Source organism: Deltaproteobacteria bacterium (genome assembly GCA_019310525.1).
In the GTDB taxonomy this organism is placed as follows: Bacteria; Desulfobacterota; DSM-4660; order Desulfatiglandales; family HGW-15; genus JAFDEE01.
Genome location: JAFDEE010000046.1, coordinates 45,863 through 67,611, shown reverse-complemented (window position 1 = coordinate 67,611; position 21,749 = coordinate 45,863). Strand labels below are relative to the sequence as shown.

20 protein-coding genes, 2 tRNA genes and 1 pseudogene are annotated in these 21,749 nt (G+C 54.2%); 14 read left to right on the top strand and 9 right to left on the bottom strand.

Features of this window, described 5'->3' with window-relative positions:
- Nucleotides 1–14: 14 nt before the first annotated feature.
- From JRF57_10290 to JRF57_10280, 3 genes are all read right to left on the bottom strand, one after another.
- Nucleotides 15–2,105 carry a molybdopterin-dependent oxidoreductase gene (locus JRF57_10290; protein ID MBW2304087.1) on the bottom strand — a complete coding sequence of 697 codons (2,091 nt, stop codon included), beginning with the start codon at nt 2,103–2,105 and terminating at the stop codon, nt 15–17.
- Nucleotides 2,093–2,872 (bottom strand): IclR family transcriptional regulator, encoded by a 780-nt coding sequence (locus JRF57_10285; GenBank protein MBW2304086.1) that lies wholly within the window; start codon nt 2,870–2,872, stop codon nt 2,093–2,095. The genes JRF57_10290 and JRF57_10285 overlap by 13 nt, the downstream gene beginning before the upstream one ends.
- A gap of 178 nt (nt 2,873–3,050) precedes the next feature.
- Nucleotides 3,051–5,099, bottom strand: a complete 2,049-nt coding sequence (locus JRF57_10280) for a molybdopterin-dependent oxidoreductase (protein MBW2304085.1) — start codon at nt 5,097–5,099, stop codon at nt 3,051–3,053.
- Nucleotides 5,100–5,567: 468 nt separating this feature from the next.
- Between JRF57_10280 and JRF57_10275 the strand changes: the two genes are divergently transcribed.
- The 6 genes from JRF57_10275 (at nt 5,568) to JRF57_10250 (ending at nt 12,976) form a co-directional block, all read left to right on the top strand.
- Nucleotides 5,568–7,172, top strand: coding sequence for an acyl--CoA ligase (locus tag JRF57_10275; GenBank protein MBW2304084.1), 1,605 nt, complete (start codon nt 5,568–5,570; stop codon nt 7,170–7,172).
- Between the two features lie 93 nt (nt 7,173–7,265).
- Nucleotides 7,266–8,057, top strand: a complete 792-nt coding sequence (locus JRF57_10270; protein MBW2304083.1) for an IclR family transcriptional regulator — start codon at nt 7,266–7,268, stop codon at nt 8,055–8,057.
- 182 nt (nt 8,058–8,239) lie between these two features.
- Nucleotides 8,240–9,331: a TRAP transporter substrate-binding protein gene (locus JRF57_10265; protein MBW2304082.1), complete on the top strand. Its 1,092-nt coding sequence runs from the start codon at nt 8,240–8,242 to the stop codon at nt 9,329–9,331.
- 462 nt (nt 9,332–9,793) lie between these two features.
- A complete protein-coding gene (locus tag JRF57_10260; GenBank protein MBW2304081.1) occupies nt 9,794–10,288 on the top strand; it encodes a TRAP transporter small permease in 495 nt (164 codons plus the stop codon).
- Nucleotides 10,285–11,589 (top strand): TRAP transporter large permease, encoded by a 1,305-nt coding sequence (locus JRF57_10255; protein MBW2304080.1) that lies wholly within the window; start codon nt 10,285–10,287, stop codon nt 11,587–11,589. The genes JRF57_10260 and JRF57_10255 overlap by 4 nt, the downstream gene beginning before the upstream one ends.
- 112 nt (nt 11,590–11,701) lie before the next feature.
- Entirely contained in the window at nt 11,702–12,976 is a 1,275-nt protein-coding gene (locus tag JRF57_10250) for an MFS transporter (GenBank protein ID MBW2304079.1), read from the top strand.
- 321 nt (nt 12,977–13,297) lie between these two features.
- On the opposite strand, the pseudogene JRF57_10245 reads toward JRF57_10250, so the two are convergent.
- From JRF57_10245 to JRF57_10235, 3 genes and pseudogenes are all read right to left on the bottom strand, one after another.
- Nucleotides 13,298–13,390 (bottom strand): annotated as a pseudogene (locus JRF57_10245) (type II toxin-antitoxin system YoeB family toxin).
- A gap of 167 nt (nt 13,391–13,557) precedes the next feature.
- A tRNA-Lys gene (locus JRF57_10240) sits at nt 13,558–13,633 on the bottom strand.
- 32 nt (nt 13,634–13,665) lie between these two features.
- Nucleotides 13,666–13,739 (bottom strand) — tRNA-Arg (locus JRF57_10235).
- Between the two features lie 131 nt (nt 13,740–13,870).
- Here JRF57_10235 and rplM point away from each other — a divergent pair.
- From rplM to truA, 3 genes are all read left to right on the top strand, one after another.
- Complete coding sequence (gene rplM / locus JRF57_10230) at nt 13,871–14,299, top strand: 50S ribosomal protein L13 (GenBank protein MBW2304078.1); 429 nt, start codon at nt 13,871–13,873, stop codon at nt 14,297–14,299.
- Entirely contained in the window at nt 14,300–14,692 is a 393-nt protein-coding gene (gene rpsI / locus JRF57_10225) for a 30S ribosomal protein S9 (protein ID MBW2304077.1), read from the top strand.
- Nucleotides 14,693–14,816: 124 nt separating this feature from the next.
- Nucleotides 14,817–15,599, top strand: a complete 783-nt coding sequence (gene truA, locus JRF57_10220; protein ID MBW2304076.1) for a tRNA pseudouridine(38-40) synthase TruA — start codon at nt 14,817–14,819, stop codon at nt 15,597–15,599.
- On the opposite strand, the gene JRF57_10215 is transcribed toward truA, so the two are convergent.
- The 3 genes from JRF57_10215 to JRF57_10205 all read right to left on the bottom strand — a co-directional run bounded on the left by JRF57_10215 (nt 15,596) and on the right by JRF57_10205 (nt 17,693).
- Nucleotides 15,596–15,766, bottom strand: a complete 171-nt coding sequence (locus JRF57_10215) for a hypothetical protein (GenBank protein ID MBW2304075.1) — start codon at nt 15,764–15,766, stop codon at nt 15,596–15,598. The two genes, truA and JRF57_10215, sit on opposite strands and share 4 nt — an antisense overlap.
- Before the next feature lie 125 nt (nt 15,767–15,891).
- Nucleotides 15,892–16,902 carry an AmmeMemoRadiSam system radical SAM enzyme gene (gene amrS / locus JRF57_10210; GenBank protein MBW2304074.1) on the bottom strand — a complete coding sequence of 337 codons (1,011 nt, stop codon included), beginning with the start codon at nt 16,900–16,902 and terminating at the stop codon, nt 15,892–15,894.
- Entirely contained in the window at nt 16,899–17,693 is a 795-nt protein-coding gene (locus JRF57_10205; GenBank protein ID MBW2304073.1) for a class I SAM-dependent methyltransferase, read from the bottom strand. The genes amrS and JRF57_10205 overlap by 4 nt, the downstream gene beginning before the upstream one ends.
- A gap of 362 nt (nt 17,694–18,055) precedes the next feature.
- On the opposite strand from JRF57_10205, the gene JRF57_10200 reads away from it, so the two are divergent.
- The 5 genes from JRF57_10200 (at nt 18,056) to JRF57_10180 (ending at nt 21,744) form a co-directional block, all read left to right on the top strand.
- The gene (locus JRF57_10200; GenBank protein MBW2304072.1) at nt 18,056–18,667 is read left to right on the top strand and encodes a sigma-70 family RNA polymerase sigma factor; all 612 of its coding nucleotides are present in this window, start codon (nt 18,056–18,058) and stop codon (nt 18,665–18,667) included.
- Entirely contained in the window at nt 18,660–18,896 is a 237-nt protein-coding gene (locus JRF57_10195; protein ID MBW2304071.1) for a zf-HC2 domain-containing protein, read from the top strand. Before JRF57_10200 ends, JRF57_10195 begins: the two co-directional genes overlap by 8 nt.
- Before the next feature lie 566 nt (nt 18,897–19,462).
- Nucleotides 19,463–19,669 (top strand): hypothetical protein, encoded by a 207-nt coding sequence (locus JRF57_10190; protein MBW2304070.1) that lies wholly within the window; start codon nt 19,463–19,465, stop codon nt 19,667–19,669.
- 67 nt (nt 19,670–19,736) lie between these two features.
- Entirely contained in the window at nt 19,737–20,366 is a 630-nt protein-coding gene (locus JRF57_10185) for an HAD family hydrolase (protein MBW2304069.1), read from the top strand.
- A 241-nt stretch (nt 20,367–20,607) separates the two neighbouring features.
- Entirely contained in the window at nt 20,608–21,744 is a 1,137-nt protein-coding gene (locus JRF57_10180) for a hypothetical protein (protein ID MBW2304068.1), read from the top strand.
- The last annotated feature ends 5 nt before the right edge of the window (nt 21,745–21,749 follow it).

Sequence of the window (21,749 nt, the reverse complement as noted above, 5' to 3'; positions counted from 1 at the left end):
TCCCACCGTTGGAATCAGGAGGCCTCATTGCAGGGGTAGATCGTACACAGGCAGACTCTCAGATTGGTCGACCCGATTGCGGGATCCAGGGTCTCGTAAGCATTGTCTGTAAGAATGTTGATGTTGGATACGTCCCACCCGTGTTGCGGGTCCTTGTCCTCGGGGTACCACCAACCATGCTCCGCAACAACCACCCTGGGATCAATGCCGTCGTTCAACTTCGCCCTCTCCTTGATCCGGCCCCTCGGAGACTCGATATAGACCCAGTCGCCCTCCCGGATCCCGTGTTTCTTGGCTGTATCGGGGTGGATCTCCACAATGGGATCTGGGCGGATTTCCCTCAGCCACGGGATCATACGATTGGCGGAATGGAAAAAAGTGGGTGTCCGCAACCCTGCATTGAGGATATAGGGGTACTTCTCCGCCAAATCAGGCCTTGAGACCGGACTTTCCGGAATCTCCCTGTACTTCGGCAATGGGTCGTATCCCCATTTTTCGAGAACCGTCGAGTAGAGTTCCACTTTTCCGGTCGGTGTTGAAAAACCCCTTTCCCTGTACTTCCGGTACACCATTTCCCCCCGGAGATAACCTTTCTCCTTGAATTCCTCCCAGGTCAATCCCGTGGGTTCAAGGAGGTAATCCAGGGCATCCTCCACCGTGTCCCACCATTCCTGCCCCATCCTCTTGCCCAATTCCAGGAAGATCTTGTGGTCCTGCCAGGCCTCGCCGACCTCTACACATTTCTGCCTGGCCAGGACGAAACCGTGACGCTTCCAGTTGTCGGCCACGTGGTTCTGCTCGAGCCAGGTCCCTGCCGGGAGAAAGATGTCGGCCAGCTCCGCCGTCGGTGTCAGGAAGAAATCGATGACGACCAGGAACTCCAGTCTCTTAAGGGCCTCATAGGCCTCTCTGGCATTGGCCCTGGTGATCACCGGATTGGTCCCGCAAAGAATGCCCGCCTTGAGTCGGTAAGGCTCACCCGTAAGGATGGAATCCCACGCTTTCTTGGGGTTGATCAATGCCACCCGGGCACCGAGCTTGAACTGGTCTCCCCCAAGCCGCTTGGCCCGCTGCTGCGGGGAAAGGTCCCTATGGCGGGCGAATTCGGCGACCGTTCGGGTGGGAGGATTCACGTAGAGTACGTTTCCCCCCGGGGCATCCAGGTTTCCCGTGGCCGCCATGAGCCCTGTCATGATCCGGGTGCAATCGGCGCAGTTGATGGTCTGTTCCGTCGGAACGCCCCAGTGGATGCAGGCAGGCTTGGTGGTGGCATACATCCTCGCTGCCTTCCTGATGAGTTCCCTGTCCACCCAGGTGATCTCCTCCACCCGCTCAGGGGGATACTCCTCGACCCGCTCCTTGAAGGCATCCCAACCATGGACGTAGTTGTCCACAAACTCCTTGTCATAGAGTTCTTCCTCGATGATCACATGGTGGAAACCCATGGCCAAGGCGGCATCCGTTCCAGGGCGAAGCTGGAGCCAGAGATCGGCTTTCTTGGCCACGAATCCTTCCCTGGGATCCACGCAAATAAGCCTGGCCCCCTTCTTGTAAGCCTTCCAGAAGTCCACCCCCTTGTACTCGTCCGGGTTGCTCCACTGGGGATTGCAACCCCACATGATAATGCACTTGGGGTTGCCCCGGTAATCACAAATGGGCAGATTTCCGCAGGTGATGAGGGTCGAGGCCACCCTAGACACATAACACATGTGACCTGCCGTGAGCACGTTTGGTGTCCCCAAAAGATTTGCGAATCGATAAAGATGGCTCTCGTAGTCCCGACCCGTTCCCTGGCCGACAACAATGTATTCGGGACCATATTCGTTGATCACCTTTTTGAATTTCCCGGCAATGGTATCCAGGGCCTCGTCCCAGGTAATCCGCTCCCATGTCCCTTCAACCTTCTTCATCGGGTGGAGGATTCGATCCGGGTGGTAGGCCAACTGAGTGACAGCCAGCCCCTTGCTGCACAGGGTGCCGTAACTGATGGGGGAATCCGGGTCTCCCTCCACCTTGATCACTTTGCCATCCTTCACGTGGGCGATGACTCCGCACCCTCCGTGGCAACTGCGACAGACCGTCCTTACCTTTTTTACTTCTCCCATTGTTCTTCGATGAAGAAACGGCTCTCGATCTCAGCCGCCGCCTGCTTGAGAAATTCCGAATATTCACTGATAACCTGATCGGGAACCAACTTCTTCAGGCCCACGGCCCATATGGCGGCCTGAAGATCGTTTGTGGGGATCCGAAGTGGAACGGCGAAAGCGAAGATCCCATCGATATATTCCTCGTCATCAAGGGCGATGCCTTCTTCGCGCACCCTTATGACCTGCCTTTTATATTCTTCTTTCTCCACGCACGACTTATCGGTGAACTTCTTGAGCTCCCCTGATGCAAGGATCTCATCGATCTCCTCGTCCTTGAGCAGGGAAAGGAGGGCCCTCCCGCCGGCCCCTGCAAGAAGGGGGAGCCTCATCCCGATATCGCTGGATATCCGGATATCGAAAGCGGAATCCACCTTGTCCAGGATCACGGCCCGCAGGCCGGACCGGATACCCAGGAAGGCGGAAAGCTTGGTCTGCTCGTTGATCTTTTCCAAAAAGGGATGAACGGTCTGTATGAGTTTGGATCTGTTACAGGCCGCCCTGCCCAGGAGGTAAAGGGTAGTGCCGAAATGGAACCTGTTTCCCTCCACCCTTTCAAGGACGCCCAGATTGGTCAACGTATTGACGATATTGAAAACGGTGCTCTTGTTGTAGTTGAGGTTCTTGGCCAGTTCGCTGATGCCCATGGGATTCCTGGAACTGGACAGCACATCCAGTATCCCGAAACATTTTTCGACCGCGGGGACCCTTTTGAAATCACTTTTCATGGGAAAAACCGCCTATGTTCTCTATAGCAAACAATTGTTTCCCATAATAAACGACAATAAAGGCTATGTCAACCCAAAAAAGTTCCCCGCGGTGGAAACAACAAACGGCGCATTTGCCGCGCCGTTTACTGAATAGCTTTTCCCTGGTTTTAAGAGGGCCTGTTCTACCTCTGATCCCTCATTCCTTCCGAATGCTGCACTGAAGGGACTTCATATCCGGATAGCCCAGGATGCACTCCCGGCACTGAGCGTCGGTCAGGAGGTTGGCGTTCGCCTCCCCCGGCCACCCATGAGGTACGAACACCACCCCTTCGGCGACCCTCTCCTCCACGTGGGCCTTCATGCGGACCCTGCCCCGGTTGGTCTCAATGATGATCCTGTCACCCTCCCGAATGCCGTATTTCAAAGCGGTCTCGGGACCGATCTCGGCATAGGGCTCCGGATTCTTTTCCTGGAGGGCCTCCACGTTTCGGTGCTGGCTGTGGGTGTAATAGTAGTTCCGGCTTCCGGTCGTAAGGATCAGGGGATATTTCTCCAGTAACTCCTTGGACCACTGCATGGGGCTTCGCTCGGGCTCCCGGTAATCCGGCAAAGGACTGAAACCGACCCGCTCAAGTGCCTCGCTGTAGATCTCGATCTTGCGGGATGGGGTCTTGAATTGGTCTTCGGTGATGGCATACTGCTTTTGCTGGTAGTAATCTCCTTCGGGCTTCTCATTCAGAAGATAATCAAAGGTGAGCCCGGATGGAGCCAACTCGAAGGACACCAACTCTTCTTCAGACTTCCAGGGGAAAAGGTCCCCCAGGCCCAGGCGTCCGGCGAGCTCGGTATAGAACTTCCACTCAGACCAACTCTCATGGAGGGGCTCGATACACTTTTTCCGCAACATGAGGTACGGGACACAGTGACAGACGTTGTAAGTATAGGCCACCCCCCACTTTTCCAGGTGGGAGCAGGCGGGCAAAACATAATGGGCCTCCCTGGCCGTTTCCGTCATGAACATGTCATGGACGACCAGGAGGTCAAGCTTTCTGAAGGCTTCCCGGAAGGCGTTGCTGTCCGGCATGGAAATCAAGGGATTGCCGCCCACAACCAGAAAGGCCTTCAGCTTTTCCGGGATGCTCTCCGGAACGACCGTAACGACGCCGTATGGGCTCTTCCGGCCCCAAATCTCGAAAAAGAGGGGATACTGATCGGCCCCCAGGGGCTCTCCATCGACCCGCAACCCCACATTGCCAAAGGCCAAGCGGGGGCTGATCACCCAGCCCCCCGGCACGTTGATATTGCCGGTGATGGCCTGGAGGATGGAAAAGGCCCTGCTGTTCTGGGTCCCGTTGGCTGTCTGGTCCTGTGTACAAGTGCCCTGGTAGATCCCTGCCCCCTTGGTGCCGGCGAAGAGGCGGGCGAGTTTTCTAATGTCCTCAGCCGAAACCCAGGTCACCTTCTCCGCCCACTCAGGGGAGTACTGCTGGATGTGGGGGACCAGGCGGTCGAATCCCAAGGTGTATTTTTCGACAAACTCCTTATCGTAGAGTTCCTCGTTGATGATCACATGGATCATGGCCAAGGCCAAAGCTCCGTCCGTCCCGGGGCGGATCTGCAAGTACATGTCCGCCCTGTCCGCCAGGGGTATACGCTTCGGATCGATCACCACAAGCTTTGAGCCCTTTGCAAGATTTTCTTCCAGGGCCAATTTCAAGGGAAAATCAGAGGCGTCCGGGTTGTGTCCCCACAGGATATAGAGTTTGGAATCCAGTTCCTCGGTAGGGTACTTTCCGAAGGTCATCTGCCGAGTACGGATCCGCATCCGGTAGCAGACACTTTCCACTGAAAAGAAGTTGGGCGACCCGTATGCCGCCTTGAATCGTTGGGTCAGGCCGGCCATTTCGAGGTTTTCCACCCCGATGGATCCACTGAAAACCCCCAATACCTGTGGGCCGTAATCCCTTCTCAGCCGGTCCAGGACCGCGGCGATCTCATCCAGGGCCTGATCCCAGCCGATCCTCTCAAATCCGTTTGCCGTCCTTTTGAGGGGATACTTCAGGCGATCGGGATGGTAGATATTTTCAAGGGCCGCCTCCCCCTTGGGACACAGTTTCCCCCTGTTGATAGGGTGAGATTCAAGCCCCTCGACCTTAACGGCCCGGCCGTTCTCTACACTCACCTTGCATCCGCAGCTATGGTAGCAAAGGGTACAGTCGGTCAATATCACCTCGGTCTTTGCCATCGCCCATTCCTTTCTTCCTCGGTATGATTGATCCTACCTTTCGCCCTGCCCCTCTTAATCCAGAGGGAAGCCCCATGAGGGGTGCGTTACCGGCTCTTTTCTCTCACTATTTCCGTCCCCATAAATGGTCATTTTTGCGAAATTTCGACAAACTCTCTGAATTCATACAGTTCCTATCAGCAGATACTCACCCATCGCATGATTTCACAATATGAAATGCATTTTCAATATTTGAGTTTTTATCATTGCCCCCTTTCCATGTCAAGAACAAAGGCATCAAACAGACCCACAAAACTAGTTGAAAAATGCTACTTTTTTAATTGACACCGGAAATTGGACCAAGTATAGTCGCAAAATAAAATTTGGTTTCACATGCTGAAACCAAATAACCTTCTCGATCATTCAGGTTATCAATACGATACGGCAATAACACGATCTTATGACTTCAAATGCCCGGGAGGTCTTTTTATGGAGATTTACAAAGGCCTTGATGTCGGAATGGTCCTGGAACGGGGAGCATCCGCAGTCCCTGACAAAGTGGCCGTTGTGGACGGAGAGCGCCGGATCACTTACCGTGAACTGAATGCCATGGCCGACGCCCTCGCCTGCTCTTTTTCAGCATTAGGCTTCGAAAAAGGAGACCGTGTGGCGATCTACATGAAAAGTTCCATTGAATTCATCGTCACCTTTTACGCACTCGAGAAACTGGGGGTGATCGTCGCCTGGGTAAATCCCAACTATCGGAGGGCCGAGGCGGAATTCATCCTCCGAAACTCCGGGGCCAAGGGCGTCGCCGTTTTCAGGGAATGGGACGGATATGATTACCTGGAGGCCATCCGGGAGTTGAGGGGGAACCTTCCGGAACTGGAAAAGATCATCCTGGTAGGTGAAGGGGAAGGAGAAGGTGTCCACCGGTTCGAGGACCTTGTTGAACAGGGCCGGTCCGGGACTTATTCCCGCCCTGTCATCCGGCCCGAAGAAGATCTGGCCATGCTGATCTACACCTCCGGGACCACAGGAAGGCCCAAGGGAGCCATGATCACCCACTACCAGTCCGTTCGTGCCGGCTGGCAGTATTCACTGGGCGTGAAGGCCACTTCCGAGGATGTCTTCCTCGGGGTATTGCCCATGTCCCATTCTTACGGCTGCGGCGCGCTCCTGATTCAGCCCCTGCTCCTCCAGTCGACCCTCGTACTCATGGAGAAATTCGAACCGGAAAAGGCCTTTTCCCTAATCGAGAAGGAGAAGGTGACCCTTCAGCCGGCAGCTCCCGCCCACTACATCCTGGAGTTGAATCACCCTGCGCGAAAAAAATACGATCTAAGCTCCTTGAGGGCCGGACTCATCGCCGGCCAAGTCGCACCCGAAGGACTGATCACCGAGGTGGAAAGGGAAATGAACGTTTACCTGACCTCTTTTTGGGGGGCATCGGAAGTAGGCCCGGGGGTGGGAATCATGTGTCCCTATCCCTCCTCCCTGGAGGTCAGGGAAGCGTACATCGGCCGGCCCATCGCAGACACCCGGGTCCGGGTGGTGGACCCGGAGACCAGGGAAGAACTACCGGAAGGTCAGGTGGGAGAGTTGACCCTTTCGGGCTGGCACGTACTGAAGGGGTACTGGCGAAACCCGGAGGAGACCCGAAAACAGATCATCGACGGGTGGCTGCATATGGGCGATCTGGTTTCCAGAGAGAAAGACGATTATTTCAAGATATACGGAAGGACCAAGGACCTGATCAATCGCGGCGGTTACAAGATCTACCCTTATGAACTCGAGTCCCTCCTCGCGGACCACCCGGACGTTGAAGAAGTCTGCGTGGTGGCCACCCCCAACCCGGTCTTGGGAGAGAGCACCTGTGCCTGCGTGATTCCAAAGCCGGGTCACGAAGTCACGCTGAAATCCCTGAGAGACTTCCTGAAGGGTAAAGTAGCGCCCCATAAGCTTCCGGATGAACTATGCGTCATGTCATCCTTTCCCAGATTATCCGGTGGGGTGAAATTGAACAAGTTCGGGAAGGGGGGTATCGCCGAACTGGCACGACAAGACGAGCACCGCGAGAGGTACAGAAACTAGTCCGATAAGACCCGAACAACGGATGCGGGAAGATGCGGGGGCATACCGCCAGAAACATGTTGATCTCGGGCGTATTCAGCGATATATAATGCCATGAAGGCTGAGACCCGACAAGAAACCCGATATCGCGTGCAGGCCTTGGAAAGGGCCCTGGATATCCTCGATGCCTTCTCCTTCCAGGACAGGGAGATGAGCCTCTCGGACCTGGCCTTCAAAACAGGCCTTAACAAAACAACTGCCAAACGACTTGTATCCAACCTCGTTGCGAGAGGATACCTTCAGCAAAACCAGATTTCCAAGCATTACCAACTCGGGATGCGATTGTTCGAACTTGGGGGAATAGTATTCTCCTCTTTTGACTTAAGGGAAGCCGCCGCCTATCCCATGACACGCCTCCAGGCCGAAACCGGGGCCACCGTCCTCCTCGGCACCATGATGGAGGACCAACTGGTTTACCTGGACAAGCGTGAAGGAAGGGGCATGATCCGCATCTCCTCGGATATCGGCTGGAGAAGACCCCTCCATTACGGGATGCTGGGCATGGTATTAATGGCCTTCCTGGATCCAAAACGGGTGAAGGAAATCCTTGAAAAAACCCCGCTGGAGGCCCATACCCCCTTTTCCATCACGGATGAAGACGCCTTCAACCTCCGTCTCGAGCAAATCCGCAGGCAGGGGTACATCCAGGAAAGGGAAGAGGCGGTTGAAGGAATCATAGGCATCGCAGCCCCAATAAGAAATTACTCACGAGAAGTGATTGCAGCCTTGGGTATCGCTTTGCCCGCCCATCAAAGTTATCTCCAAGAAGGCCTGAAACGGTATATCGACCTGGTTCGGGAGACCTGCGACGAGATCTCCACCGACCTCGGATACCTGAAGATATAGCCGCTCCGGGGAAAGGCCCCGGTTGGGGGACTGATGCTCCGAACTTCTTGTCAGCAAAAAGCGCCCCAAGGGGCGCATGGTCCATCCAACCCCCACGCCTGTGGGGAAAACCAAACCAATCAATTATTGGCAAGAACCTTCAAGAAATCAACCCAACCCACCAAAAAAAGGAGGTATCAACGATGAGGGGAAAAAGGTCAATTACCGCGACAGGTGTATTTGCTATTGCGGCGTTTCTTTTCCTGTTCGTTGGAGGAGCACAGGCCGCTTCCAAGGTCATTGAATTCAAGTTCGCCCATATCTTCCCACCGCCCGCGAAACACTCCAAGATCTGCGAAGCATTTGTAAAAGACCTTGAAAAAAGGACGGGCGGCCGCATCAAGACCCGTTACTTCGGTGGCGGCTCTTTACTCAAACCGCCCGGCATGGCCAAGGGACTTCAAATGGGAATCGCGGATATGGGGTTCGCCCATGTGGAGTATTCTCCCGGCCGTTTCCCGGTAACAGAGGTCTGTGATCTACCCTTGGGCTATCCCAGCGGCTGGGTCTCCAATCATGTCGTAAACGACTTCTATCAAAAGTTCAAACCCAAAGAGTGGGACAAGCTCAAGGTTCTATGGATGCACGCAAGCACACCCAACGTAATGATAACCACGAAGCCGATTCGGAAACTGGAAGACCTCAAGGGTTTGACCATCAGGGCCCCCGGCAGGGTCGGCAACACCGTCTCCGCCCTGGGTGCCTCCCCTGCCCCCATGCCGATCATGGAGGTCTATGACGCCATAGCAAAGGGAGTAATCCATGGAGTAAACACTCCTTTTGAGACCCTGAAAACCTTTCGCTTCGCCGAGGTTGCAAAATATACCACCTCAAGCTGGCAGGTAGGCAACCTTTATACCTTCTATGTTGCCATGAACAAAAGAAGCTATGAAAAAATTCCACCGGACCTGAAGGAAATCTTCGACGAACTCTGCGGCGAGTACAAGGAGAAATTCGCACTCATGTGGAATTCGGTTGATTTCGACGGAAAGGACTTCGCCGCCCAAAAAGGGGTCCAGATTATTCATCTATCCCCGGAGGAAGTGGCTAGGTGGAAAGAGGTCACAAAGCCTGTCATAGAGGGATATATCAAAGACATGGTAGGAAAGGGTTATTCCGAAAAGGAGGTCAGGGGCTGGATATCTTATCTTAGGGAACGGATCGACTTCTGGACAAAGAAACAACTTGATTATAGAATCAAGTCACCCACCGGCCCGGATGAAATGAGGCCTTAACACATCCGTGCGGCAAGGATTTTCGGCTAATCCCATGCATGAAACCGCGGTGCCTCGCCTGCCGCCTGGACCCGGGGCGCCGTGGTTTCATGCTGAATAAAGATCGCGGGTACGGCTTTTAGAAGCCGGTCCTTGAAGGTTTTTCAATGTCCCAGGCCGGGAAGGGGAGAACCTTGGACATCCAGTGGAATCTTTTTTGGATAGGGTTCAAGGATCCAAAGGGTCCAGGGTTCGAGTAAGAAATCAGGATTTAAGGAAAGATGATTTTCACTTGACCCCTTGGCCCTTAAAGCTATCGGCTTCAACCGATAGTAGTTCATTACCCGGGCATCACCGGCGAAAAAATGTGCAGCGGGAAGATATTGACCTTACGGCGTTAACGGGTTGTTGAAAAACGTAGCGAATGCAGCTGAGGCAAACGCAGCAGTCTTTCAACCGCCTGTTAAAGGAAAGGGAACAGACATGTTGGAGCAAGTGGAAAAGTTCACCCGCCGCCTAAGCACCGTTTTGGAATGGGTAGGATTGGTGGCCGTCATGTTCATGGTGTTGATAACATGTGCCGACGTTTTAGGGGCCAAGATCTTCCTCCGTCCCGTTTTCGGGGCGATCGACCTTGTAATGCTTGCACAGCTTGTGGCCATATCCTTTGCCGCCAGCGCCACTCTCCTCGTAGGGAAACATGTCCAGGTAGAATTTTTCGTGATGATGTTTCCCGCACGATTAAAGGCAATTGTGGACGCCTTCATACAGCTTTTGGGCTTCTCCCTCTTTGTGGTTATTGTGTGGCGCCTTACCGTTTATGGTTATCACCTCCAAATCTCGGGAGAGGTGAGTTCCACGGCCCGTATTCCATTATACTTTTTTGCATATGGAGCGGCCTTGGCCTGTTTGCCCGTGTGTCTGCTACTGCTGCTCCATTTCCTGAAAATAATCGGCAAAATGGTGGGCGACAAATGAATCCTTCTACGATAGGAATTTTGGGAATTGCACTTCTTTTAATACTCTTTTTACTGCGGATGCCCGTGGCCTTTGCCATGATCTTTGTCGGGGTCCTGGGATTTGCGGCCCTCGGGGGCATAGAACCGGCATTCAGCATTCTGGCCCAGGACCTCTTTGAGACCTTTTCATCCTACCCCCTGTCCGTAATACCCATGTTTATCATGATGGGGTCATTTGCCTTTGCATCGGGCATAAGCCAGAGGCTTTACAAGACGGCTTACGCCTGGGTGGGGCCGATGCGGGGAGGACTCACAATCGCCACAGTTCTGGCTTGTGCCGGATTCGCGGCCATTTGCGGATCTACCGCAGCAACGGCGGCCACTATGGGAAGAATCGCCCTTCCGGAGATGCGCAAATACGGTTATGACACCACCCTTTCAACCGGTACCGTTGCGGCCTCCGGGGCACTGGGCATTCTGATCCCACCGAGCACGATACTTATCGTATACGGCATACTGACTGAAGAATCCATTGGCAAACTCTTTATAGCAGGTGTCCTCCCTGGCATATTATTGAGCTTCTTTTTTGTGGCCACGGTCGCCATACTTTGCATCAGGGATCCCAAATTGGGTCCTCCCGGGAAATCCATCAGCCTGAAGGAAAAATTAATCGCCACCACAGGAATCATCGAGGCCGCCATCCTCTTTGTGCTTACGATCGGAGGGCTGTTCCTGGGATGGTTCAGCCCAACCCAGGCCGGGGCCATCGGGGCGGGCGGGGCCTTGCTTATCGGCCTTGGCCGACGACAGCTCAACTGGAAGAGATTTATCAGTGCGAGCAAAGACGGCCTTCAAACCTCCTGCATGGTCCTTTTCATTATCGCCAGTGCGACTGTTTTCGGGCATTTTATGGCCATTTCCAATATCCCTTTTATGCTTGCGGATTGGATAGGACAGCTCCCCGTCTCCCCAATCATCATCATGGGAGTCATTATCTTCATCTACTTCCTCGGTGGCTTCTTCATGGACTCCATGGCCCTGGTGGTGGTCACGATCCCCATATTTTTTCCTGTGGTCATGAAGCTGGGATTCGATCCCATATGGTTCGGGGTCATCATAGTCCTCGTGGCCGAGATGGGTGTCATCACTCCTCCCGTGGGCGTAAACGTCTTTGTCATCAAAGGCATCGCCCCCGATATTCCACTCCACATCATCTTCAAAGGGATCTTTCCTTTTCTCTGGGCCTTGATCATCCTAACCGCCCTCCTGATGATCTTTCCCCAGATCGCCACCTTCCTGCCCAGCCTGGTATCCATTTAGGGAAGGAGGGGTGTCTTGCAGAGCCGGTATTCCGGGGTAATCGGGCCGGGGGGCCGAGGGAGGACTGGGTGGTGCGGATCTTTCCTGAAATCCTAAAAGGAATGAATACTCCATGGGTAAGCACAACCCTTTAAAAAAAGTTTATTACGGTTGGGTGATCGTCGGGGTATCTCTCGTCTCCATGGCCTTCTGGCTGGGGATCCGCACCAGTTTTTCGGTCTTCTACGTGGCGCTACTTGAGGAGTTCTCCTGGCGGAGGGGGGACTCCGCAGGCGTTCAATCCATGGCCCTCATCACATACACCTTCCTGGCTCCTGTGGTCGGCTCCCTGATCGACCGTTTTGGACCCAGGCGGGTCATTCCTCCGGGTATCCTTGTCCTGGGTTTGGGATTGGGTCTTTGCGCCACCATAAAAACCCTACCCCAGTTCTACCTACTCTACGGGGTGGTAATGGGTTCCGGGATTACCTGCATAGGGATCATCTCTTATTCCGCCATCCTCGCTCACTGGTTCGAAAAGAAGAGGGGCCTGGCCAGCGGGATCGCGGTTTCCGGCATGGGACTCGGCACCTTCACTCTGGTCCCCCTCTCCCAGACCATGATTACCGCATGGGGTTGGCGGGCGGCCTTTATCATCCTGGGCGGGCTGGTACTGATCATTCTCCTCCCCCTTAACGGCCTAGTGCTGAGGCACAAGCCGGCCGATGTTGGACAGGCTGTAGACGGCGAGGAAACAACGCCACCGGTTACCGGTGAAGGGACTGATCCTGTTTCCGCCCAGCGGGATCGTGAATGGACAATCGGGAGTGTCTTCGTCCAGGGGCGGTTCTGGGCCCTCATGGGGTTCGCTTTCTTTTCCATTATAGGGATCTACGCGATTCTTACCCATAACGTGAAATACCTTGTGGACCAGGGAGTGGACAAGATGACAGCAGCTTGGGTCTTTGCTCTCGTGGGCGTCGTCTCTTCCATATTCCGGATCTTCTGGGGGTGGCTGTCGGATCGAACCAGCAGGGAGGCCACCTTCACCATGGGAATAGGGTGTGCCTGCCTGGGAGTAATATCCCTCATGCTCGTAGAGATAACCGGGAACAAGGGCTTCGTTTACGGGTTCTTCCTCCTGTTCGGCATGGGGTGGGGCGCCACGGCTCCCATGTTCATGGCCGTTTCGGCTGATCTTTTCCAGGGCAGGATCTTTGGATTCATATACGGGTTGGTCGAGGCCGGGATCGGGATCGCCGGGGCCATCGGTGCCTGGATGGCCGGGGAGATTTTCGATCGAACCCAGAGTTACCAGGTGGCCTTCGTCCTGGTGCTGGTCGTCTTGGTCCTCTCGGCGGCCCTCGTGTGGCTGGCAGCCCCGCGAAAAATAAGAAGGTTTATCTAGTTCCCATTCATAAATGACCGTTTATGGACGGAAACCAGCCGCTTGGCGGCATGGAAAAAGTGAAGATGAGCATCAATAGTAATAACGTCCTTAGATAAAATCTACCCTGTCATGAGCAAACTACTATCGGATGAAGCGGATAGCTTTAGGATCCAAGGGGTCGAGGGGTCAAGGGGTCAAGTGAAAATCATCTTTCCTTATATCCCGATTTTTCACTCGAACCCTGGACCCCTTGGATCCTTGAACCCTACTCAAAAAAACGATCCAACTAAAGTCTTCGCCTGAAGGCGAGGGATTTTCTCCCATTCCCAGTATGGGACATTAATAGTGATAGCGTCCCTGGATAAAATCCACCCTGTCATGACTAACGACATAAACCAGCCGATGCTCTTGTGTAATTCGACGTGACCAAACTCCCGTTCACACAGTTCAAGGTGTCTCGATTTTCACTGCATCCTGGACCTTTCATTTTCCCAACAAAAAAGGACCTACGGTTCAATCCCGCAAGTCCTTGAAGAGACCTTTTAAAAACGCCCCTTTTGCCCAATCTCTGCGTTTTTCAAAGGTCTCTTTGATTTTCCTGGTGGGCCTGGGAGGCTTCGAACCCCCGACCAATTGATTAAGAGTCAACTGCTCTACCAGCTGAGCTACAGGCCCTTTTCTTTGCGTCTTTGTCGTGTTATAGAAAGCGCGCCCGGCAGGATTCGAACCTGCGACCTACGGGTTCGAAGCCCGGCGCTCTATCCAGCTGAGCTACGGGCGCAAGAGAATTATGCAGACTTTTAACAACGATTCGAGTATTTGTCAACACCATTTCTGCGAAAAATTTCTTGACATTGAGAGGGAGGTCTTTTAAATATAACGTTTCCGATATTTACAAAAGGATCATATGCTATGAAAACCTTTGTGGCAAAGGAACATGAAGTCGAGAAAAAATGGTACCTGGTTGACGCGGAAAACAGGGTCCTCGGAAGGCTGGCAACCCAGATCGCGAATCGTTTGCGCGGAAAGCACAAGCCCATTTTCACTCCCCACGCCGACACGGGAGATTTCGTGGTGGTCATCAACGCGGAAAAAATCCGACTGACCGGAAGAAAATGGGACAACAAGTACTATTACCGGCACAGCGGATACCCGGGCGGCCTCAAGGCGATATCGGCCAGGAAACTCCTGGAAAAAAAGCCGGAGGATATCCTGCGCCTTGCCGTGAGGCGGATGCTTCCCAAGAACAGCCTGGGAAGAAGGCAGCTAAAAAAATTGAAAGTCTATGCAGGACCTGAACACCCGCATCAGGCACAACAACCGGAAAAACTGGAGATCTAAATGGCCGAAGGGATGATTCACGCGGTAGGAAAAAGAAAAACATCCGTCGCCCGGGTCTGGATGAGGCCGGGGCATGGTGTCATCACCATCAACAAGAAACCGATGGATGAATATATCACCAGGGAGACCGACAAGATGGTCATCCGCCAGCCCCTTGAGCTGACCGACAACCTGGAAAAATTCAATATCACGATAAACGTAAGGGGAGGGGGCATTTCCGGTCAGGCCGGGGCCATCAGGCATGGCATCGCGCGGGCCTTGGGGGAATTGGACCCGGAATACCGGCTTATCCTGAAGAAGGCGGAACTCCTTACCCGCGATTCCAGGATCAAGGAAAGAAAGAAATACGGACAGCGCGGCGCCCGGGCCCGTTACCAGTATTCCAAGAGATAGCATCCGTCTGTACCCTTTGCCCTCCAGCGAGGACAAGGATATTGCCGGTACCGCAAGAAAAAGGGAAGCCTTCGGGGCTTCCCTTTTTTTCTAAAACGCCGATCCCCCCGGAAGGGAGTGCCTTTTGGCTGATCCCACTGAGACCGCGATGACGGAGGCAAAAAAAAACATCAGGATCGTTGTGGCCTATGACGGGAGCCGGTACCACGGATGGCAACGGCAACCCCGTGCCCTGTCCATACAGGCTGTCCTGGAGGAAGCGATCCACAGGATAACCCGCGAACCCTCCACCCTCATCGCTTCTGGAAGAACGGATGCGGGCGTTCATGCCCTCCACCAGGTATGCCATTTCTTCACACGTTCCTCCATTTCCCCGGAATCCATCAGGCGAGGGCTCAATTCCCTCACTCCCGAGGATATCCACATCAAAGAGGCGGGGTACGCTCCACTGAATTTCCACGCCCAATACAGCGCAAGAAGCAAAACCTACGAGTACAGGATTTTGAACCGCCCGGACCCGGACCCCTTCCTGCGCTTCTATGTCTGGCACATCCCCGTGAGATTGGATCTCCGTGAGATGGAAAGATGTCTCGAATTGATCCGTGGGGTCAATGACTTCTCGGCCTTCCGGTCCTCGGGCGGAAGTCCCGGCGACCCGATCAGGAACATGATCCGGGCCGAACTCCATCCCCCCCGGGGAGGGATTATCTCCCTGGTTTTTGAGGCGAACGGATTCCTCCGCCACATGGTCCGAAACATCGTGGGCACCCTTGTGGATGCAGGAAAGGGAAGGATCGACCGGAAAGAGTTCAAGCGGATCATGGCTTCCCGGGACAGGAGACAGGCAGGCATCAAGGCACCGCCCCAGGGCCTGTACCTGAAGATGGTCCACTACGACGTGACCTAGTGCCCTGTTTCCCCCCCGGAAAGCGCCTCCATGAGCGATTCTCTCACCGTCCGGTGGATCTGTTTGAATGTCCCGTCGAAGTTGCTCACGGACAGTCTTCCCGTCTCGATGAACTTCACCACGATTTCCTTGGCCGCCTTCAACGCCAATTCTTCTTCTCGTTTCATAGACCCTCTCTTTGAAAAATAGACCCCCGCTGACTGGAAGAAGGCAATGCGAAGGATCAGCGGGGGCCGCGACATAAGAAGAACCCTGTTGAGCCCTCCCTAGTCTTTACTATCTCAAGGAAATTCTATTTCCAGACCCCGGGAATCTCCGCATGGCATTCGGGGCAATGTCCGTCTTCGATCCTGAAAGTTCCAACGGTAAAGCCGTACCTGTCGATAAGAAGGTGCCCGCACTGGTGGCAGAAGGTCTTTTCACCCTCATCTCCCGGAAGGTTTCCGGTATAAACATACCTCAGCCCCGCCTCGAAACCGATTTCCCTGGCACGCCGGATCACATCCGGGGGAGTGGCGGGAACATCCAGAAGGCGGTATGTAGGATGAAACCGGCTGATATGCCAAGGAATATTCTGATCCAGCCGGGCGAGAAAACCGGCGATTTCCCTGACTTCCTCCTTGCTGTCATTCAGACCCGGGATCAGGAGGGTGGTCACTTCGATCCAGATCCCCTGTTTGTGCATGGTCTCCAGAGACCTGAGCACAGGATCCAACCTGGCCCCGCACTGATCCCTGTAAAACTTGTCCGAGAAAGACTTGAGATCCACGTTGGCGCCGTGGAGGTGCGGATGGATGTCCTGAAGGCATTCCACGGTCATATACCCGTTGGAGACGAAGACGTTCCGAATCCCCCTTTCAGTGGCGAGGCGGGCCGTGTCGACGGCCAATTCGTAGTAGACCGTGGGTTCCGTATAGGTGTAAGCGATGGTGGCTGAGCGACTCCTTTCCGCCTCCTCAACGATCCTCCCCGGAGTCATGTCCTCTCCCCATATGCGGCCTTGATCTACGGGCATTTGAGAGATGTCCGCATTCTGGCAGAAGCTGCATCGGAAATTGCATCCCACCGTGGCCATAGAATAGGAAGGGGTACCTGGAAGAAAGTGGAAAAGCGGCTTCTTTTCGATCGGATCCACGTGCCTTGCTACAACCTTTCCGTAAACGAGACTTACCAGGGTACCTCCGCGATTTTCCCGGACGTTGCAGATTCCCTTGCCCCCGTCCCGTATCAGGCACCGGTGATTGCAAAGAAGGCACTTGACCTTTCCGTTATCCAGCTTTTCGTACAAATAGGCTTCCTTCATATTTCCGCTTCCCCTCCATGCAACGGACATTCCCCCCGGCTGATTCCAGGGATCAGGGGGCGTTTGGTCTCCTTGAACCCGATTCGAAGCGGGTGTTGCTCGGTTCTCACCCAGTACTTCATGGTGATAAAAACCCCAAGAAAAAGACCGAAAGGGCAATGTTCGAGCCTGTCCGGTTTTTTCGGGTGCGGTGCGGGGAAATCCAAAAAAGCTGGATACAATTGGGCACATCTCCAGGTCACCGGAGCGTCTCCGAAGGCCCGTTGCACCAGATTTTTCAGTTCCCAGAGGTTGAAGAACCGGGCCCGGCTGAAAAGAGTCGCCCGAAAGAATCCCTGGAGCTTCTGGCAAAGCCAGAACCAGGAGAGACTGTTCATCACTCCGATGAACACTCCCCGGCGTGCCACCCTTCCCGCCTCCATCAAAGCCGCCAAGGGGTCATCAACGAATTCGAGGGTATTAATCATGACGGCCAAGTCGAATTCATTGTCGCTGTATGGAAGCTCTTCGGCCCTCCCGATCTTAAGCATACACCGGTAGCCGAGGCGCTCCCTGGCCCGATCAATGAGGTACGGGGAAGGATCGACGCCGTTGATATCCAATCCCAATTTGCTGAAAAAAAGAAGATGGTTTCCTTCTCCGCAGCCGATATCAAGCACCTTTTCTCCCGGTTGGGGATCCAGGAGTCCCCGGACCGATTTCTCGACGAACCGATCCATGGCCCGACCATGTGGAGACCTGCACCAGGTGGCGTAAAGGTTTGCGGAATCGGCATCGAAAACAAGACCCATGGAACGACCCCGGCATTGAAAGTTACCGGACCGGTTTGACGCCCTTGGCCCGAGGAATTCACTGTGAATTCCCGGCCCTCCAGAAGGACTCTCAAGGCAGGATAAATAATCATGGTGGGGATGTCAATGAAGGGCAGCGGAGGGGACAGGGCCGGCTCCAAAGGAGAAGCCACAGGCTCCTACCCTTTGATCTTCCTCCTTCCGAAGCTCCCATGCCTTGCGAACAGGTTGATTTCCGGCATAACTTCTGGTAGGAACCTGGCCATTCGGGGCCGCAAGGGGGTAACAGCGTGCCGCCCATCCTCTGATTTAACCGTGGGGCCGGTGAAGGATACCCTATTCAGGGAACTTTTTTCGAGAAAATGAATCCAATAAAGACAGATGATCTGGATCACGAGCTGATCACCCGGTTCAAGAAGGGTTCCATGGAGGCCATGGAAAAGATCGTGGAGAGGTACGAGGAACCGCTCTTCAATTTCGGTCTCAGGGTGTGCGGACACCCCCAGGACGCCGAGGACATCATGCAGGAGACCTTCCTCAACGCCTTCAAGTCCCTTCAGGACTTCAGGGAAGAGACGAAGCTGAAAAATTGGCTCTTCAAAATCGCCGCCAATGCCTGTTACCGGAAGCGGAGGAAAAAAAAGTTCGAGCCGGACAGGGAATTGTCCCTGGAAGAACTCGGGAACCCCGATAAGGGACCCCAGGCCTTTGAAATCCCGGATTGGTCGAACAACCCTTCCGACGACCTCCTCCGCACCGAGCTCAAGGAGGTCATCGCTGCTGCCATCGTAAAACTGCCTCCGAAATACAGGATGGTTTTCAATCTCAGGGATCTCCAGGGATTCAACACGGAGGAGACGGCCGAGATACTGGGGATCACTCCCCAATCGGTGAAGACCCGCCTGCACCGTGCCCGCCTTTTCTTACGAAAGGAGATCTCCGGCCATTACAAGGAGAGCGCACACCATGCATGAAAAGTGCAAAGCCTTGTTCAACAGGATCTCGGAGTACCTGGATGGTGAACTGGATTCATCCATCTGCAAGGAGATAGAGGATCACCTCCGGGAATGTCCTGAATGCGAGCGGTGCCTGGATTCCCTGAAAAGGACCGTGGCCTTATGCAAGGAATTGTCTAAGGAAGGAGTCCCGAGGGAAGTCCATGAACGACTTAAGAAAAGTCTCATGGCTTATCTGTCCCGCTGATCCCCCCTTGTTCTCCTTCCACTCAACCCCTTCGTGCGACATTGACATGCCCCCCCTTTTGAAACGAGATTTTTGAAAAATGGTCAATTTTGCTCAAGGTCAAGCTTACGCCTCGGAGGGGAAATCGAAATTTTCAACTGCCCTGCTTAATGTGCCAAACAGGGCAGGCATCTATACATGACAATATTCGGAATACTCATCAGATTAGTGCCCATCCATAAATGAAATCTGGGCATTAGTGAGTTTCCAATTCATAAATGAGATATTCAAGTTCAAGGAAGGCGAAAATTTCAACCGCAGGAATACATTTAGTATTTTGAGGATTGAAATTTGAGCCTGACGCCGCAATTGGGCAAAAGGGGGCGTTTTTCAAAGGTCTCACCAGATTGAAGGGGCATGGAGATCTTTTCTTCGCTTCGGAATCTCCCAGGCTATTGTCCTCCCGGCCCTTATCACCTATTATGGAATAGACTATCTACCCCGGGGCAGGAAGGTTTTCAGCCTGTGGTCGGCGTACCGCATCCAATAGAACCTTCTTGCCGGCGAGAGGGAAAGGGGATCCGCCGATGAAATGCCGCTACCATCCAGACCGGGAAGCTCAGGTGCGTTGCGAAAAGATGGAGATCGGATACTGCCAGGAGTGTCTCGATAATTGTGAAGCCTGCACGGATCCTTGCGGTTATTGCAAGTTTCGCCCACAGTGCATCATCTGGGAACTCTGCAGGAAGAGTGAAAAGCGGTACCAGCTTGAAAAAGACGCGGAAGGAAATTAGAGATCACAACCCCTTCCTCTTCTTCGCTTTCCCCATCGGTGTGGAATCCAGGTAAACCTTGCTGTCTATGAAAAAATCTCCTCCCACAGGCAAGCGAAAAATCAAGGGAGTCCTTTTTGATTTCGACGGCACCTTGACCTGTCCGGGAGCCTTGGATTTCCCCGCCATCAAGCGGGCCATCCGGTGCCCTGAGGACAAGCCTATTCTCGAATTCCTGGACGCCCTGCCCCCCGAAAAGAGAGCTCCCCTTGAAAAAATCCTCGAGGAGCGGGAAACGGCCGCCGCCAGGGTCTCCCTTCCCAATGCAGGGGCAGAGAGCTGCATCTCGGCATTAAAGCGAGAGGGCTTTTTCCTGGGAATCCTGACCAGGAACAGCCTTCGCTCGGTTCGGGTGGCATTCCAGCGATTCCATGGGATCGGCCCCGGGGATTTCGACGTGATCATCACCCGGGAAAACTCCTTGCCGAAACCCCATCCTGACGGCATCTACCAGGCTGCCCGAAAAATGGGCCTCTCCCCTGAAGAAATACTGGTCGTGGGGGACTTTCGGTTCGATGTAATCTGCGGGCATGAGGCCGGTGCTTCCACTGTCCTTCTGGCCCCTGACAATGTATCGGTGATGCATGCCGGTGATCCCGAACCGGATCACGTGATCCGCCGTCTCGAAGAACTCCTTGACATCCTGGGCATAAAATAGGATGGTTGGTATCTCGTCCTGATGCCGCTATGCTGGCTCAGGGATCGTCCTTTCCCTTTTCCTTCAAGACCGATCCTTCCTTCAAGATTTGTACCCTTAGGGTCGATGATTATCGTGAGGCAGGATATTCCAGGACAGGAGGTCAGAGAAAATCGACCACGCACTCCCCTACCCCAACCAGGCTCAACGCTCACCATTCAAGAACGATACGACCTTCCCTAAACGCCCGCCAGAACGAATCGTGCAATGGCTTTCTTGGGTCCTTTTTCTCTTGATCCTCTCCGGGCCCTTTTCCGTGGAGGCCCACGAACGGTACCCTGAGGGGGACCCCCGGGGGTTGCTTCGCGGTCGACTGAGCCTTACGGCGGCCGAGGTGCGGGACATCGGGCAAGGGAAGGTCGTAATCAAGATCCTCAACGGTGGACGGAAACAGGAGCTGGCCCTTCTGGGAATCGCCCGTATCAATGTGCCGCCTGACTTCTTCGCCGCCCGGTATGGAAAGGACGGGATGTGCATCGAGACGGCCTCGGCGCGGAGAAAGGGTCAGTTCAGCCATCGGCCGGTACTGGATGACCTCTCGGGCCTCTCCCTTCCCCTGGATGAACTCAAGGAACTCTCACGCTGCCGAAGTACCGACTGCAAGGTCAAGGCGGATGGGACGCTTATGGAAAAATTCCGCCCGTTGGATCCCTCGGCCCCCGGCTTCCGGGAGCGGGGGAACCGAATCATCCGGGAGGCCATGGTGGCCTACGTCCGAAAATACCTGACCCGCGGAGACGGGGCCCTGATCGAGTACTGCGATAAAAGGACTCTCATCCGGGCAAAGGACGAGATGGAAGACATGATCCGCTGTTCCTCCTTGCTCAGGGACCTTGCCCCGGAGCTTCAGACCCACCTTAAAGAATTTCCCCGGCGCGGTTCGCGCGACATCGAGGACCTCCTTTACTGGACATTCGAGTCCTTCGACAGACGAAGCCTCCGGCCGGTCTTCAGCATTCATCACCTGGCCCGATTTTCTCCCCCAAACCCCAGCAGGGGTATGATCGTGGCATCGAAACAGATCTATGCCACCCACTATTTCGAGGTGGCCCTGGGACTTACCTTTATTCTGAAGGACTCCCGGAAAAAAGAAACAGGAGGCCTGTATCTCATTCATCTCAATCGCTCCCGTATCGATATCCTGAGGGAACTGCCCTCCTTTCTTGCCAAGCGCCTTTTTGAACGGGTCCAGGGACTCCTGGATCGAAAGATGGTCGCCTTGAAAAAATCCCTTGAAGAGGACTTCAAAATCACCACCCGGATGGCCGGCATCCATTATCCTGCTTTCCAGCCGGGCCCGGGGGAAACGTGTCCTCCTTTCATCATGCCTCCCAACTGACCAAA

Bases quoted from the DNA above. Each gene is read 5' to 3' on its own strand.
- JRF57_10290 (MBW2304087.1), bottom strand. From the start codon at position 2,105: ATGGGAGAAGTAAAAAAGGTAAGGACGGTCTGTCGCAGTTGCCACGGA.
- JRF57_10285 (MBW2304086.1), bottom strand. From the start codon at position 2,872: ATGAAAAGTGATTTCAAAAGGGTCCCCGCGGTCGAAAAATGTTTCGGG.
- JRF57_10280 (MBW2304085.1), bottom strand. From the start codon at position 5,099: ATGGCAAAGACCGAGGTGATATTGACCGACTGTACCCTTTGCTACCAT.
- JRF57_10275 (MBW2304084.1), top strand. From the start codon at position 5,568: ATGGAGATTTACAAAGGCCTTGATGTCGGAATGGTCCTGGAACGGGGA.
- JRF57_10270 (MBW2304083.1), top strand. From the start codon at position 7,266: ATGAAGGCTGAGACCCGACAAGAAACCCGATATCGCGTGCAGGCCTTG.
- JRF57_10265 (MBW2304082.1), top strand. From the start codon at position 8,240: ATGAGGGGAAAAAGGTCAATTACCGCGACAGGTGTATTTGCTATTGCG.
- JRF57_10260 (MBW2304081.1), top strand. From the start codon at position 9,794: ATGTTGGAGCAAGTGGAAAAGTTCACCCGCCGCCTAAGCACCGTTTTG.
- JRF57_10255 (MBW2304080.1), top strand. From the start codon at position 10,285: ATGAATCCTTCTACGATAGGAATTTTGGGAATTGCACTTCTTTTAATA.
- JRF57_10250 (MBW2304079.1), top strand. From the start codon at position 11,702: ATGGGTAAGCACAACCCTTTAAAAAAAGTTTATTACGGTTGGGTGATC.
- rplM (MBW2304078.1), top strand. From the start codon at position 13,871: ATGAAAACCTTTGTGGCAAAGGAACATGAAGTCGAGAAAAAATGGTAC.
- rpsI (MBW2304077.1), top strand. From the start codon at position 14,300: ATGGCCGAAGGGATGATTCACGCGGTAGGAAAAAGAAAAACATCCGTC.
- JRF57_10215 (MBW2304075.1), bottom strand. From the start codon at position 15,766: ATGAAACGAGAAGAAGAATTGGCGTTGAAGGCGGCCAAGGAAATCGTG.
- amrS (MBW2304074.1), bottom strand. From the start codon at position 16,902: ATGAAGGAAGCCTATTTGTACGAAAAGCTGGATAACGGAAAGGTCAAG.
- JRF57_10205 (MBW2304073.1), bottom strand. From the start codon at position 17,693: ATGGGTCTTGTTTTCGATGCCGATTCCGCAAACCTTTACGCCACCTGG.
- JRF57_10200 (MBW2304072.1), top strand. From the start codon at position 18,056: ATGAATCCAATAAAGACAGATGATCTGGATCACGAGCTGATCACCCGG.
- JRF57_10195 (MBW2304071.1), top strand. From the start codon at position 18,660: ATGCATGAAAAGTGCAAAGCCTTGTTCAACAGGATCTCGGAGTACCTG.
- JRF57_10190 (MBW2304070.1), top strand. From the start codon at position 19,463: ATGAAATGCCGCTACCATCCAGACCGGGAAGCTCAGGTGCGTTGCGAA.
- JRF57_10185 (MBW2304069.1), top strand. From the start codon at position 19,737: ATGAAAAAATCTCCTCCCACAGGCAAGCGAAAAATCAAGGGAGTCCTT.